The organism is Enterobacter sp. UCD-UG_FMILLET (genome assembly GCF_000762975.1).
GTDB classification, from domain to species: Bacteria; Pseudomonadota; Gammaproteobacteria; order Enterobacterales; family Enterobacteriaceae; genus Enterobacter; species Enterobacter dykesii.
Window position 1 is genome coordinate 68,139 of sequence record NZ_JRJC01000035.1, and the last position, 16,630, is coordinate 84,768.

At 55.6% G+C, this 16,630-nt stretch carries 16 protein-coding genes and 1 rRNA gene; 14 read left to right on the forward strand and 3 right to left on the reverse strand.

From position 1 onward, the window contains the following. Nucleotides 1-32: 32 nt before the first annotated feature. The 7 genes from ubiE to tatD all read left to right on the forward strand — a co-directional run bounded on the left by ubiE (nt 33) and on the right by tatD (nt 5,518). Nucleotides 33-788: a bifunctional demethylmenaquinone methyltransferase/2-methoxy-6-polyprenyl-1,4-benzoquinol methylase UbiE gene (ubiE, locus tag LA04_RS15000; RefSeq protein ID WP_023309612.1), complete on the forward strand. Its 756-nt coding sequence runs from the start codon at nt 33-35 to the stop codon at nt 786-788. A gap of 13 nt (nt 789-801) precedes the next feature. Continuing rightward, the gene (ubiJ, locus tag LA04_RS15005; protein ID WP_047652233.1) at nt 802-1,407 is read left to right on the forward strand and encodes a ubiquinone biosynthesis protein UbiJ; all 606 of its coding nucleotides are present in this window, start codon (nt 802-804) and stop codon (nt 1,405-1,407) included. Beyond that, nucleotides 1,404-3,044, forward strand: coding sequence for a ubiquinone biosynthesis regulatory protein kinase UbiB (gene ubiB, locus LA04_RS15010; RefSeq protein WP_029741825.1), 1,641 nt, complete (start codon nt 1,404-1,406; stop codon nt 3,042-3,044). The genes ubiJ and ubiB overlap by 4 nt, the downstream gene beginning before the upstream one ends. 76 nt (nt 3,045-3,120) lie before the next feature. After that, nucleotides 3,121-3,375, forward strand: a complete 255-nt coding sequence (gene tatA, locus LA04_RS15015; RefSeq protein ID WP_023309609.1) for a Sec-independent protein translocase subunit TatA — start codon at nt 3,121-3,123, stop codon at nt 3,373-3,375. A gap of 3 nt (nt 3,376-3,378) precedes the next feature. Further along, nucleotides 3,379-3,921, forward strand: coding sequence for a Sec-independent protein translocase protein TatB (gene tatB / locus LA04_RS15020; protein WP_047652234.1), 543 nt, complete (start codon nt 3,379-3,381; stop codon nt 3,919-3,921). Nucleotides 3,922-3,923: 2 nt separating this feature from the next. Beyond that, nucleotides 3,924-4,694 (forward strand): Sec-independent protein translocase subunit TatC, encoded by a 771-nt coding sequence (gene tatC / locus LA04_RS15025; RefSeq protein WP_023309607.1) that lies wholly within the window; start codon nt 3,924-3,926, stop codon nt 4,692-4,694. A 41-nt stretch (nt 4,695-4,735) separates the two neighbouring features. Next, complete coding sequence (gene tatD, locus LA04_RS15030; RefSeq protein WP_047647022.1) at nt 4,736-5,518, forward strand: 3'-5' ssDNA/RNA exonuclease TatD; 783 nt, start codon at nt 4,736-4,738, stop codon at nt 5,516-5,518. Here the strand turns inward: tatD and rfaH are convergent. Next, complete coding sequence (gene rfaH, locus LA04_RS15035) at nt 5,515-6,006, reverse strand: transcription/translation regulatory transformer protein RfaH (RefSeq protein WP_033146887.1); 492 nt, start codon at nt 6,004-6,006, stop codon at nt 5,515-5,517. The genes tatD and rfaH overlap by 4 nt on opposite strands. Nucleotides 6,007-6,179: 173 nt before the next feature. Here rfaH and ubiD point away from each other — a divergent pair, with 173 nt between their 5' ends. Together ubiD and fre are read left to right on the forward strand one after the other, a co-directional pair. Further along, nucleotides 6,180-7,670, forward strand: coding sequence for a 4-hydroxy-3-polyprenylbenzoate decarboxylase (ubiD, locus tag LA04_RS15040; RefSeq protein WP_161785596.1), 1,491 nt, complete (start codon nt 6,180-6,182; stop codon nt 7,668-7,670). A gap of 42 nt (nt 7,671-7,712) precedes the next feature. Further along, the gene (fre, locus tag LA04_RS15045; protein ID WP_008501516.1) at nt 7,713-8,414 is read left to right on the forward strand and encodes an NAD(P)H-flavin reductase; all 702 of its coding nucleotides are present in this window, start codon (nt 7,713-7,715) and stop codon (nt 8,412-8,414) included. Nucleotides 8,415-8,539: 125 nt separating this feature from the next. Here fre and fadA read toward each other — a convergent pair whose 3' ends face one another. Together fadA and fadB are read right to left on the reverse strand one after the other, a co-directional pair. Next, nucleotides 8,540-9,703: an acetyl-CoA C-acyltransferase FadA gene (gene fadA / locus LA04_RS15050; protein ID WP_047652236.1), complete on the reverse strand. Its 1,164-nt coding sequence runs from the start codon at nt 9,701-9,703 to the stop codon at nt 8,540-8,542. A 9-nt stretch (nt 9,704-9,712) separates the two neighbouring features. Then, complete coding sequence (gene fadB / locus LA04_RS15055; RefSeq protein ID WP_047652237.1) at nt 9,713-11,902, reverse strand: fatty acid oxidation complex subunit alpha FadB; 2,190 nt, start codon at nt 11,900-11,902, stop codon at nt 9,713-9,715. Between the two features lie 190 nt (nt 11,903-12,092). Here fadB and pepQ point away from each other — a divergent pair, with 190 nt between their 5' ends. The 5 genes from pepQ to LA04_RS15080 form a co-directional block, all read left to right on the forward strand. Continuing rightward, nucleotides 12,093-13,424 (forward strand): Xaa-Pro dipeptidase, encoded by a 1,332-nt coding sequence (gene pepQ, locus LA04_RS15060; protein WP_045888442.1) that lies wholly within the window; start codon nt 12,093-12,095, stop codon nt 13,422-13,424. Next, complete coding sequence (locus LA04_RS15065) at nt 13,424-14,038, forward strand: IMPACT family protein (RefSeq protein ID WP_047652238.1); 615 nt, start codon at nt 13,424-13,426, stop codon at nt 14,036-14,038. Before pepQ ends, LA04_RS15065 begins: the two co-directional genes overlap by 1 nt. Nucleotides 14,039-14,079: 41 nt before the next feature. Beyond that, nucleotides 14,080-15,531: a Trk system potassium transporter TrkH gene (gene trkH / locus LA04_RS15070; protein WP_047652239.1), complete on the forward strand. Its 1,452-nt coding sequence runs from the start codon at nt 14,080-14,082 to the stop codon at nt 15,529-15,531. A 10-nt stretch (nt 15,532-15,541) separates the two neighbouring features. After that, nucleotides 15,542-16,087, forward strand: a complete 546-nt coding sequence (gene hemG, locus LA04_RS15075) for a menaquinone-dependent protoporphyrinogen IX dehydrogenase (RefSeq protein WP_032662851.1) — start codon at nt 15,542-15,544, stop codon at nt 16,085-16,087. A gap of 355 nt (nt 16,088-16,442) precedes the next feature. Next, nucleotides 16,443-16,630: ribosomal RNA gene (locus LA04_RS15080) — 16S ribosomal RNA — on the forward strand; the annotation flags it as partial.

Consider the following 16,630-nt stretch of genomic DNA (forward strand, 5'->3'; position numbering starts at 1 on the left):
CACGAACATTTTACTGATAAGCAGGCTCTGAGATGGCTGACGATTCACAAGACACAACGCACTTTGGCTTTCAGACTGTCGCCAAAGCGCAGAAAGCTGACATGGTGGCCCACGTATTTCATTCCGTGGCGGCGAAGTACGATGTGATGAATGACCTGATGTCGTTCGGCATTCATCGCTTGTGGAAGCGCTTCACCATTGACTGCAGCGGCGTACGTCGTGGACAAACGGTGCTGGATTTAGCCGGCGGCACGGGCGATTTAACCGCGAAATTCTCCCGTCTGGTGGGCGAAACCGGTCGCGTTGTTCTCGCCGATATTAATGATTCCATGCTGAAAATGGGACGCGAAAAGCTGCGTAACATCGGCGTGGTGGGGAATGTGGAATATGTGCAGGCAAACGCCGAAGCGCTGCCATTCCCGGACAATACCTTTGACTGCATCACGATCTCTTTCGGTCTGCGTAACGTGACCGATAAAGAAAAAGCGCTGCGCTCCATGTACCGCGTGCTGAAGCCGGGTGGACGTCTGCTGGTGCTCGAGTTCTCTAAACCGATCATTGAGCCGCTAAGCAAAGCCTACGACGCCTATTCCTTCCACGTGCTGCCGCGTATTGGTGAGCTGGTGGCTAACGACGCTGAAAGCTACCGCTATCTGGCGGAATCTATCCGTATGCACCCGGATCAGGACACATTAAAAGCCATGATGCAGGACGCGGAATTTGAGAACGTTGAATATTTCAACCTGACGGCCGGTGTCGTCGCGCTGCATCGCGGTTACAAATTCTGAGTGGAGGTGTCCCGTGCCCTTTAAACCCTTAGTCTCCGCAGGCATCGAGAATGTACTGAACGCTTTTCTGTATCGCGCCCCTGCGCTGAAAGCTGCACGTCAGCGGCTTAACGGAAAGGTATTACGCATTGTTTTAAAAGAGTTCTCGACGCCGCTTGTGCTGGTATTCAGCGAACGCCAGCTTGACGTTCTGGGGGCGTGGGAAGGTGAAGCAGACTGCTCGGTCATCACGCACATGAGCGTGCTGCCAAAACTGCGCGATCGCCAGCAATTAACGGCGCTTATCCGCAGCGGTGAGCTGGAAGTGGAGGGCGACATTCAGGTCGTGCAGAACTTCGTTGCGCTCACCGATTTGGCAGAATTCGATCCGGCAGAGCTGCTCGCGCCTTTTATCGGCGACATTGCCGCCGAAGGCATCGGGAAAGTCCTTCATGGTGGCGCCTCCTTTGCGCGTAAAAGCCTCCAGCGCCAGCAACGCTATGCGACGGAAGTGCTGACTGAGGAGTGGCGAATGGCGCCCGGGCCACTGGAAGTTGCATGGTTTGCGGAAGAGACCGCTGCTGTTGAACGTGCGGTGGATGCGTTAACCAAACGGCTGGAAAAACTGGAGGGCAAATGACGCCTGGTGAAATTCGGCGCCTCTATTTTATTATTCGCACCTTTTTGAGCTACGGGCTCGACGAGCTTATCCCCAAAATGCGTATCACGCTGCCGCTTCGTATCTGGCGGCGGATGCTCTTCTGGATGCCCAATCGCCATAAAGGTCAACCGCTGGGTGAGCGTCTGCGCCTCGCGCTGCAGGAACTCGGCCCGGTATGGATTAAATTCGGGCAGATGCTGTCTACCCGCCGCGATCTCTTCCCGCCTCTCATTGCCGATGAGCTCGCGATGCTGCAGGATCGCGTCGCACCGTTTGACGGCGCGCGCGCGAAAAAGCAAATTGAAGAGGCGATGGGAAATGTACCCGTCGAGACCTGGTTTGACGATTTCGACATTAAGCCACTGGCGTCGGCCTCTATTGCGCAGGTGCACACCGCGCGTTTGAAAGAAAACGGCAAAGAAGTCGTTATTAAGGTCATTCGTCCGGACATCCTGCCAGTCATCAAAGCGGACATGAAGCTGATTTATCGTCTGGCGCGCTGGGTGCCACGCCTGCTGCCGGACGGGCGTCGCCTTCGTCCACTGGAAGTGGTGCGGGAATATGAAAAAACGCTGATTGATGAGCTTAACCTGCTGCGCGAATCGGCAAACGCCATCCAACTGCGTCGCAACTTTGAAAACAGCCCGATGCTCTATGTACCTGAAGTCTATTCTGACTACTGCAGCCAGAACATGATGGTGATGGAGCGTATCTACGGTATTCCGGTTTCGGATGTGGTCGCTCTGGAGAAACAGGGAACGAACATGAAGCTCCTGGCCGAGCGTGGCGTTCAGGTCTTCTTTACCCAGGTGTTCCGCGACAGCTTTTTCCATGCGGACATGCATCCGGGCAATATCTTCGTAAGCTACGAGCATCCTGAGGATCCGAAGTATATCGGTATCGACTGCGGAATTGTGGGTTCACTGAACAAGGAAGATAAACGGTATCTGGCTGAGAACTTCATCGCGTTCTTCAACCGCGACTACCGTAAGGTGGCCGAGCTGCACGTCGATTCCGGCTGGGTGCCGCCGGATACCAACGTCGAAGAGTTCGAGTTCGCGATCCGGACCGTTTGTGAGCCTATTTTTGAAAAACCGCTGGCGGAAATTTCCTTTGGGCACGTGCTGTTAAACCTGTTCAACACGGCTCGCCGTTTTAATATGGAAGTTCAGCCACAGCTAGTTTTACTTCAGAAAACATTACTTTACGTTGAGGGTGTAGGCCGACAGCTCTATCCTCAGTTAGACTTGTGGAAGACCGCGAAACCTTTCCTTGAATCCTGGATTAAGGATCAGGTTGGCATTCCGGCGCTGGTGCGCTCGCTGAAAGAGAAAGGCCCGTTCTGGATAGAAAAAATGCCTGAAATTCCTGAACTGGTTTATGACAGTTTGCGTCAGAGCAAGAACCTTCAGCACAGCATGGATAAAATCGCCCGCGAACTTCAGTCCAGCCGTGTTCGCCAGGGGCAGTCACGCTATCTCTTTGGGATTGGCGCAACGCTGCTGCTGAGCGGTACGCTGCTGCTGATCAACCGTCCGGACTGGCAGATGATGCCCGCCTGGCTGATGGCTGGCGGGGTGGTAGTCTGGCTAGCCGGCTGGCGAAAAACGCGCTGAGCGTGCGTCGCTATCGACGGGTCGCACACGTATAATGCGACCTGACTCATTAATCATCTATCCCTGAGGAACATGTATGGGTGGTATCAGTATCTGGCAATTAGTCATTATTGCCGTCATCGTCGTGCTGCTGTTTGGCACCAAAAAGCTCGGTTCTATTGGTTCCGATCTGGGCGCGTCTATCAAAGGCTTCAAGAAAGCGATGAGCGATGATGAGAGCAAGCAGGATAAAACCAGCCAGGACGCTGACTTTACTGCTAAATCCATCGCCGACAAGCAAGAAGAAGCCAAAAAGGAAGACGCTAAACGCCACGATAAAGAGCAGGTGTAAGTCGTGTTCGACATTGGTTTTAGTGAGCTCCTGCTGGTCTTTGTGATTGGCCTGATTGTGCTGGGGCCGCAGCGTCTGCCGGTGGCAGTGAAAACCGTTGCGGGCTGGGTTCGTGCGCTGAGATCGCTGGCATCGACCGTTCAGAATGAGCTGGCGCAGGAGCTTAAGCTGCAGGAATTTCAGGAAAGCCTGAAAAAGGTCGAGAAGGCGAGCATGGATAACCTGACGCCGGAACTGAAAGCGTCAATGGATGAGCTGCGCGAAGCGGCGGAATCCATGAAGCGCTCTTACAGCGTCAACGATCCTGAAAAAGCGAGCGATGAAGCGAACACCATTCATAACCCGGTGGTGAAGGGCAGCGAGGAGCAGCGCGAGGGCGTTACGCCTGCCAGCGCTGAACATCAGGCTGCCGCGCCGGAACAGACGCCTCAGGAAACCGAAGTGAAAAAACAGGCGCAGCCGGAAGAGCCGGTAGCAAAAACGGCGGAAGTGAAGCCCGTTGCGCCCGTTTCCGAATCATCCCCCTCGTCGAGTGATAAAGCGTAAACATGGCAGTAGATGATACTCAACCGCTGATTACGCACCTCATTGAGCTGCGTAAGCGCCTGTTAAACTGCATTATTGCGGTTTTACTCATATTCCTGTGCCTGGTCTATTTTGCCAACGATATTTATCAGGTGGTCTCTGCGCCGCTGATCAAGCAGATGCCGCTGGGCGCAACGATGATTGCAACAGACGTTGCTTCGCCGTTCTTTACCCCCATCAAGCTGACCTTCTGGGTGTCGTTGATTGCCTCTGCACCGGTCATTCTTTACCAGGTGTGGGCGTTTGTGGCGCCAGCGCTGTATAAGCATGAACGCAAGCTGGTGATCCCGCTGCTGGTGTCCAGCTCGCTGCTGTTCTATATCGGCATGGCGTTTGCCTATTTCGTTGTCTTCCCGCTGGCCTTCGGCTTCCTGACGCATACCGCGCCGGAAGGGGTGCAGGTGTCGACGGATATCGCCAGCTACCTCAGCTTTGTGATGGCGCTGTTTATGGCGTTTGGCGTGGCATTCGAAGTGCCGGTGGCCATTGTGCTGCTCTGCTGGGTAGGAGTAACGACCCCGGATGACCTGCGTAAGAAGCGTCCGTATATCCTTGTGGGCGCATTTGTTGTCGGCATGCTGCTGACACCGCCGGATGTGTTCTCGCAGACGCTGCTGGCCATACCGATGTACTGTCTGTTTGAGGTCGGCGTTTTCTTCTCGCGTTTCTACGTGGGTAAAGGACGTCGAGCGGATGACGAAGACGATACGTCCGACAAGACCACTGAAGAGTAAAACCAGCCGCCCGTCAGGGCGGTTGTTATATGGGGATTTGCATGTTTGATATCGGACTCAACCTGACCAGCTCGCAGTTTGCGAAAGATCGTGATGAGGTGGTTGCGCGTGCGTTTGCCGCCGGGGTGAAAGGACTGCTGCTGACGGGCACCAACCTGCATGAGAGCGAGCAGGCGCAGCAGCTGGCGCAACGTTACGATCGCTGTTGGTCTACCGCTGGCGTGCATCCTCACGACAGCAGCCAGTGGACCGCGGAAAGTGGCGACACCCTGTACAGGCTGGCGAAGACGCCAGACGTTGTAGCGATCGGCGAATGCGGTCTCGATTTCAACCGTAACTTTTCCACGCCTGAAGAGCAGGAAAAGGCGTTTACTGCCCAGCTTGCGCTGGCGGCAGAGCTTGGAATGCCCGTGTTTATGCACTGCCGCGACGCGCATGAGCGTTTCCTGGCGCTTCTGGATCCGTGGCTGGAGAAACTGCCCGGCGCGGTACTGCACTGCTTCACCGGTTCACGGCAGGAAGCGCTGGATTGCCTGGCGCGAGGGCTTTATCTGGGTATTACCGGCTGGGTGTGCGATGAGCGCCGCGGGCTTGAACTTCGTGAGCTGTTGCCGGTAATCCCGGCTGACCGGTTGCTTCTTGAAACCGATGCGCCTTATCTGCTACCGCGCGATATGAAACCCAAACCGGCATCGCGGCGCAATGAGCCCGCATATCTGGGGCATATTGTGGAGAGCGTTGCGAAGTGGCGCGGAGAGGATCCGCACTGGCTTTCGGCGCAGACGGATGACAACGTGCGTAATCTGTTCGGGATAAACGTTTAAAGCTTGCGGAAGTCGGTGTTTTTAACGCTCTGCAGCACCTGCTTGTTCAGCAGATTGAGCAACAGCATAGAGCGGGCTTCCCCGTCCGGCTCGGCAAAAATCGCCTGCAGGCCTTCGAAAGCGCCTTCGGTAATCACGACGCTATCGCCCGAGTAAGGAGTTTCGGGGTCGGTGATCCCTTCAGGCTGTTGATAAATCGACAGCTGATGAATGACCGTCGAGGGAACCGTTGCCGGGTGGGCACCAAAACGAACGAAGTGGCTGACGCCGCGCGTTGCGCTGATGGTGGTGGTGTGGATGACTTCCGGGTCGAACTCCACGAAGAGGTAGTTCGGGAACAACGGCTCACTGACGGTTGTGCGCTTCCCGCGCTGCATTTTTTCAAGCGTGATCACGGGTGTCAGGCAATTTACAGACTGACGTTCAAGATGTTCCTGCGCGCGCTGAAGTTGCCCGCGTTTGCAATACAGTAAATACCAGGCCTGCATAATCACTCTTTCCCTTAGTTCGGGGCGCAAGCATATCAAAACCCTGGCGGGATCGCTAAGTTGATTATAATGGGGGAAAATGGAACAGAACGCATAAGTTCACGCTTATTTAACAAAATTACAGCATCAAGCAGGCTTACGCCGTATAATGAAGCGCTTACAGAGAGGCCATGATTAACTGCATGAAATACCACGATCTCCGCGACTTCCTGACGCTGCTGGAAAAGCAGGGTGAACTCAAACGTATTACATTTCCTGTCGATCCTTATCTGGAAATGACAGAAATTGCTGACCGCACCCTGCGTGCCGGTGGCCCCGCATTACTGTTTGAAAATCCGAAAGGTTACTCCATGCCGGTGCTGTGCAACCTGTTTGGCACCCCGCGTCGTGTTGCACTGGGAATGGGGCAGGAAGACGTCTCTGCGCTGCGTGAAGTCGGTAAACTGCTGGCGTTTCTGAAAGAGCCGGAGCCACCGAAGGGCTTTCGCGATCTGTTCGACAAACTGCCGCAGTTTAAGCAGGTGCTGAATATGCCCACCAAACGCCTGCGCGGCGCGGCGTGTCAGCAGAAAGTGCTGGAAGGCGATGCGGTAGATCTGACTAAAATCCCTATTATGCAGTGCTGGCCTGAAGATGCCGCGCCGCTGATTACCTGGGGGCTGACCGTTACGCGCGGCCCGCACAAAGAGCGGCAAAACCTCGGTATTTACCGTCAGCAGTTGATTGGCAAGAATAAACTTATTATGCGCTGGCTGTCGCATCGCGGCGGCGCGCTGGATTTCCAGGAGTGGTGCGCTGCGCATCCGGGGGAGCGTTTCCCGGTGTCTGTCGCCTTAGGCGCCGATCCGGCCACCATTCTGGGAGCCGTCACACCCGTGCCGGATACACTCTCTGAATATGCATTTGCAGGCCTGCTGCGCGGAACGAAAACCGAAGTCGTGAAGTGTATCTCTAACGATCTCGAAGTGCCGGCCAGTGCGGAAATTGTGCTGGAAGGTTACCTCGAGCAGGGTGAAATGGCGCCAGAAGGCCCCTACGGCGACCACACCGGCTATTACAACGAAGTGGATAACTTCCCGGTGTTTACCGTGACGCATATTACGCAGCGTGAAGATGCGATTTATCACTCCACGTATACCGGACGTCCACCGGATGAACCGGCGGTGCTGGGCGTGGCGCTGAATGAAGTGTTTGTGCCGATCCTGCAAAAGCAGTTCCCGGAAATTGTTGATTTTTATCTGCCGCCTGAAGGATGCTCGTATCGCATGGCGGTGGTCACGATGAAGAAGCAGTATCCTGGTCATGCTAAACGCGTGATGATGGGCGTATGGTCTTTCCTGCGCCAGTTTATGTATACCAAATTTGTTATTGTCTGCGATGATGACGTTAACGCCCGCGACTGGAATGACGTAATCTGGGCCATCACCACGCGAATGGATCCGGCGCGCGATACGGTGTTAGTCGAAAACACGCCGATAGATTACCTGGATTTTGCCTCGCCGGTTTCCGGTCTTGGCTCAAAGATGGGACTGGATGCCACAAATAAATGGCCTGGCGAAACCGACCGTGAATGGGGTCGCCCGATCAAAAAAGATCCTGCTGTGACCGCGCGCATTGACGCGATCTGGGACGAGCTGGCCATAATGAATAACGGTAAACCCTGAGCTGACCGTTAAGCCCTATAGACTTCCCGACAGAGAGAGCGAATGACAACCTTAAGCTGTAAAGTGACCTCGGTAGATGCCATCACCGACACCGTATATCGCGTCCGTTTAGTGCCAGAAGCGCCATTCTCTTTCCGCGCGGGTCAGTACCTGATGGTCGTGATGGATGAGCGTGATAAGCGTCCTTTCTCCATGGCCTCCACGCCAGCGGAGCAGGAATTTATTGAGCTTCATATTGGTGCGTCAGAGCTTAACCTGTATGCGATGGCGGTCATGGACCGCATTCTGAAAGAGCGCGAGATCGTAGTGGATATTCCGCACGGCGATGCGTGGCTGCGCGATGACGAAGACCGTCCGCTGATCCTGATCGCTGGCGGTACGGGCTTCTCTTACGTGCGCTCCATTCTGCTGACCGCCCTGGCGCGTAACCCTGACCGCGACATCACCATTTACTGGGGTGGCCGCGAAGAGAAACATCTGTACGACCTGTCTGAGCTGGAAGCGCTGAGCGTAACCCATCCTAACCTGCGCATTGAGCCGGTGGTTGAGCAGCCGGAAGAGGGCTGGCGTGGTCGTAGCGGTACGGTGCTGACGGCGGTGCTGCAGGATCATGGCACGCTGGCAGGGCACGATATCTATATCGCTGGCCGTTTTGAGATGGCGAAAATTGCCCGCGACCTGTTCTGCAACGAACGTGACGCGCGTGAAGACCGCCTGTTTGGCGATGCGTTTGCCTTCATTTAAATAAAAAACCCGCCCCTGACAGGCGGGAAGAACGGCAACTAAACTCTTTCTCTTCGCCAATGACGCCATAACTGCGTTGGCTGCGTTCGTTCTGACGCCATTGGCTTTGAGATACTTTTCCTGATTTACACTCTCTCAAACACCGTCGCGATACCCTGACCCAGCCCGATACACATCGTTGCCAGGCCAAACTGGGCATCTTTGCGTTCCATCAGGTTGATAAGCGTCGTGCTGATACGCGCTCCGGAGCAGCCCAGCGGGTGACCGAGGGCGATCGCGCCGCCGTTGAGGTTAATCTTCTCGTCGATCTGCTCCATCAGCCCCAGATCTTTAATGCACGGCAGGATCTGCGCGGCGAACGCTTCGTTCATTTCAAACAGGTCGATGTCGCTGGCGGTTAATCCCGCTTTTTTCAGCGCCAGCTTCGAGGCCGGAACCGGGCCGTAACCCATGATTGAAGGATCGCAGCCCACGACCGCCATCGAACGTACCCGAGCGCGAGGAGTTAAGCCCAGATCGCGGGCACGACTTTCGCTCATCACCAGCATCGCGGCGGCACCGTCGGACAGCGCCGACGAAGTACCTGCCGTTACCGTACCGGTGACCGGATCAAACGCAGGGCGCAGGGTAGAAAGTGCTTCTACGGTGGTTTCCGGGCGGATGACTTCGTCGTAGCTGAACTGCTTCAGTACGCCGTCAGCGTCGTGGCCGCCGGTCGGGATGATCTCATTCTTAAAGGCACCGGACTGCGTCGCCGCCCATGCGCGAGCGTGAGAGCGTGCGGCAAAGGCATCCTGCATTTCACGGCTGATGCCGTGCAGACGAGAGAGCATCTCGGCGGTCAGGCCCATCATCCCAGCGGCTTTCGCCACGTTACGGCTCATGCCAGGATGAAAATCGACCCCGTGGCTCATCGGCACGTGACCCATGTGCTCAACGCCACCCACCAGGCAGGCCTGCGCATCACCGGTCATGATCATGCGCGCCGCGTCGTGCAGCGCCTGCATTGACGAACCGCACAGGCGGTTGACGGTGACGGCCGGAACCGAATGCGGGATCTCCGCCAGCAGCGACGCGTTACGGGCGATGTTGAAACCTTGCTCCAGGGTCTGCTGCACGCAGCCCCAGTAGATATCGTCCAGCGCAGCAGGATCCAGCGCCGGGTTACGCGCCAGCAGGCTACGCATCAAATGCGCGGAGAGGTCTTCCGCACGCACGTTACGGAATGCACCGCCTTTTGAACGGCCCATCGGGGTGCGAATCGCATCAACAATGACAACCTTTTCCATTGTGACTCCTTAAGCCGTTTTCAGCTCGCCAACTGGACGGGCTGGCTCAACTGCTGGATAGTAGGGTTCGTTATGGCGCGCTTTGTTACGCAGCCCTTCCGGCACCTCATAAAGCGGGCCGAGGTGCTGATACTGCTGAGCCATATCGAGATAGCGGGCGCTGCCGAGCGTGTCCAGCCAGCGGAACGCGCCGCCGTGGAACGGAGGGAAGCCCAGGCCGTACACCAGCGCCATGTCGGCTTCTGCCGGGCTGGCGATGATGCCTTCTTCGAGGCAACGCACCACTTCGTTGATCATCGGGATCATCATGCGGGCGATGATTTCATCGTCGGTGAAGTCACGTTTTGGCTGACTGACGTCGGCCAGCAGGCCGTCCACCACGGCATCTTCTTCTTTCTTCGGTTTGCCTTTGCTGTCTTCTTTATAGCGCCAGAAGCCCAGGCCGTTTTTCTGGCCGAAGCGGTTAGCGTCGAACAGAGCATCAATGGCGTCGCGATAATCTTTCTGCATACGCTGCGGGAAGCCTGCCGCCATTACCGCCTGAGCGTGGTGGGCGGTATCAATGCCGACCACGTCCAGCAGATACGCCGGGCCCATCGGCCAGCCGAACTGTTTTTCCATCACTTTGTCGATTTTGCGGAAGTCCGCACCGTCGCGCAGCAGCTGGCTGAAGCCTGCGAAGTAAGGGAACAGCACGCGGTTGACGAAGAAGCCCGGGCAGTCGTTAACAACGATCGGCGTTTTGCCCATCTTGCTGGCCCATGCCACCACTTTAGCGATGGTTTCGTCAGAGGTTTTTTCCCCGCGGATCACTTCGACCAGCGGCATACGGTGTACCGGGTTGAAGAAGTGCATCCCGCAGAAGTTTTCCGGACGCTTCAGCACGCTCGCCAGTTCGCTGATTGGAATGGTGGAGGTGTTAGAGGCCAGCACGGTCTCAGGACGAACTTTATCTTCCGTTTCTGCCAGCACCGCTTTTTTGACTTTCGGGTTCTCGACGACGGCTTCGACTACTACGTCCACACGGTCGAAACCGCTGTATTCCAGCACGGGCTGAATGGTGGAGATCACACCTGCAAGCTTCAGCCCGTCAATTTTTCCGCGCTCCAGCTGTTTATTCAGCAGCTTGGCCGCTTCGGTCATGCCCAGCGTCAGGGATTTCTCGCTGATGTCTTTCATCACTACCGGCACGCCTTTCCAGGCCGACTGGTAAGCGATGCCGCCACCCATAATGCCCGCGCCGAGTACCGCCGCATGTTTTGGCGTCTCAACGTTTTTGGTCAGCTGCCTGGCTTTACCCTTCACAAACTGATCGTTGAGGAAGATACCGACCAGCGCGCGAGCTTCATTGGTGTGCGCCAGCGGGACAAAGCTTTGATTTTCGAGCTTCAGCGCTTCATCGCGTCCGAGACGAGCAGCCGCTTCAATGGTTTTCACCGCCGTGATCGGCGCCGGGTAGTGTTTACCCGCCGTCTGCATCACCATGCCTTTGGCGATGGTGAAGCTCATGGTGGCTTCAATCTTGCTGAGTTTTAACGGCTCCAGCTTCGGCTGGCGTTTGGCTTTCCAGTCGAGATCGCCGTTAATGGCCTGACGCAGAATGGCGAGTGCGCCTTCAACCAGTTTCTCAGGCTTCACGACGCCGTCGACCAGGCCGATTTTCTGAGCCTGTTCTGCACCAACATCTTTACCTGCCGCAATGATTTCCAGCGCGCTGTCGGCACCGAGCATGCGCGGCATACGGACGGAGCCGCCAAAGCCCGGCATGATGCCCAGCTTGGTTTCAGGCAGGCCGATGCGCAGGTCCGGTGTCGCCAGACGGTAGTCGGTCGCGAGTACGCATTCGCAGCCGCCGCCCAGCGCGTAGCCGTTAACGGCGGAAATGGTCGGGACAGGCAGATCTTCCAGACGATTAAAGACGCTGTTGGCAAAGTGCAGCCACTGGCTCAGCTGTTCTTCCGGGACCAGGAACAGCGAAAGAAACTCGGTGATATCGGCACCGACGATAAAGGCCGCTTTGTTCGAACGCAGCAACAGCCCTTTTAATTCAGGTTGTTTTTCAAGAACATCTAGCGCCTGGCCAAGACTGGCCACCGTCGCGGTATCAAGCTTGTTCACTGAGCCGGGGGCATCGAACACCAGTTCGGCAATGCCGTCTTCCAGCCAGTTGAGGTACAGGGTGTCGCCTTTGTAGAGCATGTCAGTCTCCTGAATCCAGCAATTGGATCTGGTCATACCAGATGAATCGGAGTGTGGGATTTATGTTAATAAAATGCAAATTACTCATTAAGAAATTGCTGCATTGATCACGGTCGGTGGAAATCACGCAGCCGGAGTGAGGTGTGCTAAGATGCGATGACTTGAGGTCAAAAAAACGAAAGGAAGAATGATGGACTCACTGGCTTCGCTTTATAAAAATCATATCGTTACCCTACAGGAACGTACCCGCGATGTACTGGCCCGCTTTAAGCTGGATGCGCTGCTGATCCACTCCGGCGAGCTGATGAATACCTTTCTGGATGACCACGCTTATCCGTTTAAGGTGAACCCGCAGTTTAAAGCCTGGGTGCCGGTGACTCAGGTTCCAAATTGTTGGCTGCTGGTGGATGGCGTGAACAAGCCGAAGCTGTGGTTCTACCTGCCGGTCGATTACTGGCACAACGTAGAGCCGCTGCCGACCTCTTTCTGGACGGAAGAGATTGATGTGATTGCACTGCCGAAAGCGGACGGCATTGGCAGCCAGCTGCCTGCCGCGCGGGGCAACATCGCCTATATTGGCCCTGTTCCGGAGCGCGCGCTGGGTCTGGATATTCCGGCAGACAAACTCAATCCGAAAGGCGTGCTGGATTACCTGCACTATTACCGCGCGTATAAAACCGACTACGAACTTTACTGCATGCGTGAAGCGCAAAAAACGGCGGTGAACGGTCACCGTGCCGCGCATGAAGCGTTCCAGTCGGGGATGAGCGAGTTCGACATCAATCAGGCCTATCTGACCGCGACGGGCCACCGTGATACCGACGTGCCGTACAGCAATATCGTCGCGCTGAACGAGCACGCGTCCGTGCTTCATTACACCAAACTGGATCACCATGTTCCGTCGGAGATGCGCAGCTTCCTGCTTGACGCAGGCGCCGAGTACAACGGTTACGCGGCCGACCTGACCCGTACCTGGGCGGCGAATGCGGATACCGATTTCGCGCAGCTGATTAAAGACGTGAACGATGAACAGCTGGCGCTGATTGCCACCATGAAGGCGGGAACCAGCTATGTGGATTACCACATCCAGTTCCATCAGCGCATCGCAAAACTGCTGCGTAAACATCAGATTGTGAAAGACATGAGCGAAGAGGCGATGGTCGAAAACGATCTGACCGGGCCATTTATGCCGCATGGTATCGGTCACCCGCTGGGCCTGCAGGTTCACGACGTTGCGGGCTTCATGCAGGATGATACCGGCACGCACCTGGCGGCACCGTCTAAATATCCTTACCTGCGCTGCACCCGTATTCTGGAGCCGCGTATGGTGCTGACGATTGAACCGGGGATCTACTTTATCGAATCTCTGCTGGCGCCGTGGCGTGAAGGCCAGTTCAGCAAGCACTTCAACTGGGAAAAAATTGACGCGCTGAAGCCGTTTGGCGGTATTCGCATCGAAGATAACGTGGTGGTTCACGAAAACGGTATCGAGAACATGACGCGAGACCTGAAGCTGGCCTGATGGAAAGCTGGCTGATACCGGCTGAACCGGTCACCTTTGTTGAGGAAATCAAGAAAAGCCGCTTTATTACGCTGCTGACGCATACCGACGGCGTAGAGGCGGCAAAGGCGTTTGTCGAATCCGTTCGGGTTGAGCATCCTGACGCGCGTCACCACTGCGTGGCGTGGGTGGCAGGGCCGCCGGACGATTCACAACAGCTGGGGTTTTCCGACGACGGTGAACCGGCGGGCACGGCCGGTAAACCCATGCTTTCGCAGCTGATGGGCAGCGGCGTGGGTGAAATTACCGCCGTGGTGGTGCGCTACTACGGCGGCATCCTGTTGGGCACGGGTGGGCTGGTAAAAGCCTATGGCGGCGGAGTTCAGCAGGCACTGAATATGCTCACAACTATCCGCAAAACGCCGCTCACCGAATATACTTTGTTGTGCGATTACGCTCAGCTATCGGGCATTGAAACGCTGCTCAAACAGTTTAACGGCGTCATCGCGCACAGTGATTACCAGGCAATGGTGCAATTACGCGTGGCGCTTCCGCAGGCGGAGCTGGCTGCTTTTTCAGCAAAACTGGCTGATTTTAGTCGTGGTTCGTTGCAATTGCTGCCGATTGAAGAATAATCCCCACCTCACTTTTATGAATACCAAAGGAAGCGGCAGAGATGCATTTTCGTGCCATAACCCGAATCGTTGGACTGCTGGTCATACTCTTTTCCGGGACGATGATTCTCCCAGGACTGGTGGCGCTTATCTATCGGGACGGCGCGGGGCGGGCTTTTACCCAGACCTTTTTTGTCGCGCTGGCGATCGGCTCGCTGCTGTGGTGGCCAAACCGTCGTCAGAAAGGTGAGCTGAAATCTCGCGAAGGATTTCTGATTGTGGTCCTGTTCTGGACGGTGCTGGGGAGCGTCGGTTCGCTGCCCTTCATCTTCTCTGAACAGCCTAACCTGAGCATCACGGATGCCTTTTTTGAATCGTTCTCCGGTTTAACAACCACCGGGGCGACGACGCTGGTGGGGCTGGATTCACTCCCGCACGCCATTCTCTTTTATCGCCAGATGCTGCAGTGGTTCGGGGGGATGGGGATCATCGTCCTAGCAGTGGCTATTCTTCCTATTCTGGGCGTTGGCGGCATGCAGCTTTATCGCGCCGAAATGCCCGGGCCGCTGAAAGATAACAAGATGCGTCCGCGTATTGCCGAGACGGCGAAAACCCTCTGGCTTATCTATGTATTACTGACGGTGGCCTGTGCGCTGGCGCTATGGTTTGCCGGGATGCCGGCTTTCGACGCCATCGGACACAGCTTTGCGACGATTGCTATCGGCGGGTTTTCCACCCACGATGCCAGCGTCGGATACTTCGACAGCCCAACGATTAACACCATCATTGCCATTTTCCTGCTGATTTCGGGCTGTAACTACGGTCTGCACTTCTCTTTACTGAGCGGGCGCAGCCTGAAGGTGTACTGGCGTGACCCTGAGTTCCGCATGTTCATTGGCGTCCAGCTTACGCTGGTGATCATCTGTACCCTGGTGCTGTGGTTCCATAATGTTTACAACTCCGCGCTGACTACGTTAAATCAGGCGTTCTTCCAGGTGGTATCGATGGCGACTACCGCCGGGTTTACCACGGACAGCATCGCGCGCTGGCCGCTGTTCCTGCCGGTGCTGCTGTTATGCTCTGCATTTATCGGGGGCTGTGCGGGGTCTACGGGCGGCGGTCTGAAGGTGATTCGTATTCTGCTGCTGTTTAAGCAGGGGAACCGTGAGCTGAAGCGCCTGGTCCACCCTAACGCGGTTTACAGCATTAAGCTGGGGAACCGCGCGCTGCCGGAACGTATCCTCGAAGCGGTGTGGGGATTCTTCTCGGCGTATGCGCTGGTCTTTATCGTCAGTATGCTGGCGATTATCGCGACGGGGGTGGATGATTTCTCCGCCTTTGCGTCCGTCGTAGCAACATTGAATAACCTCGGGCCCGGCCTGGGCGTTGTGGCGGATAACTTTGCCAGCATGAACCCGGTCGCGAAATGGATCCTCATCGCCAATATGCTGTTTGGTCGTCTTGAGGTCTTTACGCTGCTGGTGCTGTTCACCCCTACATTCTGGCGCGAGTAAGGAGCCGTTGATGAAAACATTGATTCTTTTCTCTACGCGAGACGGGCAAACGCGTGAGATTGCCGCTTATCTGGCGTCGGAATTAAAAGAGCTGGGTATTTACTCTGATGTGGTGAACCTGAACCGTGCGGAGCAGATAGCCTGGCAGGAGTACGATCGCGTGGTAATTGGCGCGTCAATTCGTTACGGGCATTTCCATCCGGCGCTGGATCGCTTTGTGAAAAAGCACACGGCGGTACTCAACAAATTGCCCGGTGCGTTTTACTCGGTCAACCTGGTCGCACGTAAAGCCGAGAAGCGTACGCCACAAACGAACAGCTACACGCGCAAGTTTTTACTCGGCTCGCCGTGGCAGCCAGACCTGTGCGCCGTCTTTGCCGGCGCGCTGCGCTATCCTCGCTACCGCTGGTATGACCGCTTTATGATCCGCCTGATTATGAAGATGACCGGGGGTGAAACCGATACGCGTAAAGAAGTGGTTTATACCGACTGGTCGCAGGTGGCCAGTTTTGCGCGGGAAATCGCACATTTAACGGGCGATTCGCGACATAAATAAGCGTTAAGTTTGAAAAGTGAGCGAACGAAAAGTTTTTTGTATTTTATGCTTGTCACGTCGGAATAACTCCCTATAATGCGCCTCCACTGACACGGAACAACGGCACACACGCCGCCGGGTCAGGAGAGAAAAGCGAAATTAATTACTTGACTCTGAAGCGGGAAAGCGTAATATGCACACCCCGCGCCGCAGCGAAAAGCGAAGCGGCACTGCTCTTTAACAATTTATCAGACAATCTGTGTGGGCACTCAAAGTGACATGGATTCTTAATGTCTTCGGACAATAAATGAATACTCAAGTCTCTGAGTGAACATACGTAATTCATTACGAAGTTTAATTCACGAGCATCAAACTTAAATTGAAGAGTTTGATCATGGCTCAGATTGAACGCTGGCGGCAGGCCTAACACATGCAAGTCGAGCGGTAGCACAGGAGAGCTTGCTCTCCGGGTGACGAGCGGCGGACGGGTGAGTAATGTCTGGGAAACTGCCTGATGGAGGGGGATAACTACTGGAAACGGTAGCTAATACCGCATAACGTCGC

Excerpts from the sequence above, each read along its gene's own strand:
- fre (WP_008501516.1), top strand. The coding sequence starts at position 7,713 with ATGACAACCTTAAGCTGTAAAGTGACCTCGGTAGATGCCATCACCGAC.
- LA04_RS15065 (WP_047652238.1), top strand. The coding sequence starts at position 13,424 with ATGGAAAGCTGGCTGATACCGGCTGAACCGGTCACCTTTGTTGAGGAA.
- tatA (WP_023309609.1), top strand. The coding sequence starts at position 3,121 with ATGGGTGGTATCAGTATCTGGCAATTAGTCATTATTGCCGTCATCGTC.
- trkH (WP_047652239.1), top strand. The coding sequence starts at position 14,080 with ATGCATTTTCGTGCCATAACCCGAATCGTTGGACTGCTGGTCATACTC.
- hemG (WP_032662851.1), top strand. The coding sequence starts at position 15,542 with ATGAAAACATTGATTCTTTTCTCTACGCGAGACGGGCAAACGCGTGAG.
- tatD (WP_047647022.1), top strand. The coding sequence starts at position 4,736 with ATGTTTGATATCGGACTCAACCTGACCAGCTCGCAGTTTGCGAAAGAT.
- ubiE (WP_023309612.1), top strand. The coding sequence starts at position 33 with ATGGCTGACGATTCACAAGACACAACGCACTTTGGCTTTCAGACTGTC.
- rfaH (WP_033146887.1), bottom strand. The coding sequence starts at position 6,006 with ATGCAGGCCTGGTATTTACTGTATTGCAAACGCGGGCAACTTCAGCGC.
- tatC (WP_023309607.1), top strand. The coding sequence starts at position 3,924 with ATGGCAGTAGATGATACTCAACCGCTGATTACGCACCTCATTGAGCTG.
- fadA (WP_047652236.1), bottom strand. The coding sequence starts at position 9,703 with ATGGAAAAGGTTGTCATTGTTGATGCGATTCGCACCCCGATGGGCCGT.
- fadB (WP_047652237.1), bottom strand. The coding sequence starts at position 11,902 with ATGCTCTACAAAGGCGACACCCTGTACCTCAACTGGCTGGAAGACGGC.
- ubiB (WP_029741825.1), top strand. The coding sequence starts at position 1,404 with ATGACGCCTGGTGAAATTCGGCGCCTCTATTTTATTATTCGCACCTTT.
- pepQ (WP_045888442.1), top strand. The coding sequence starts at position 12,093 with ATGGACTCACTGGCTTCGCTTTATAAAAATCATATCGTTACCCTACAG.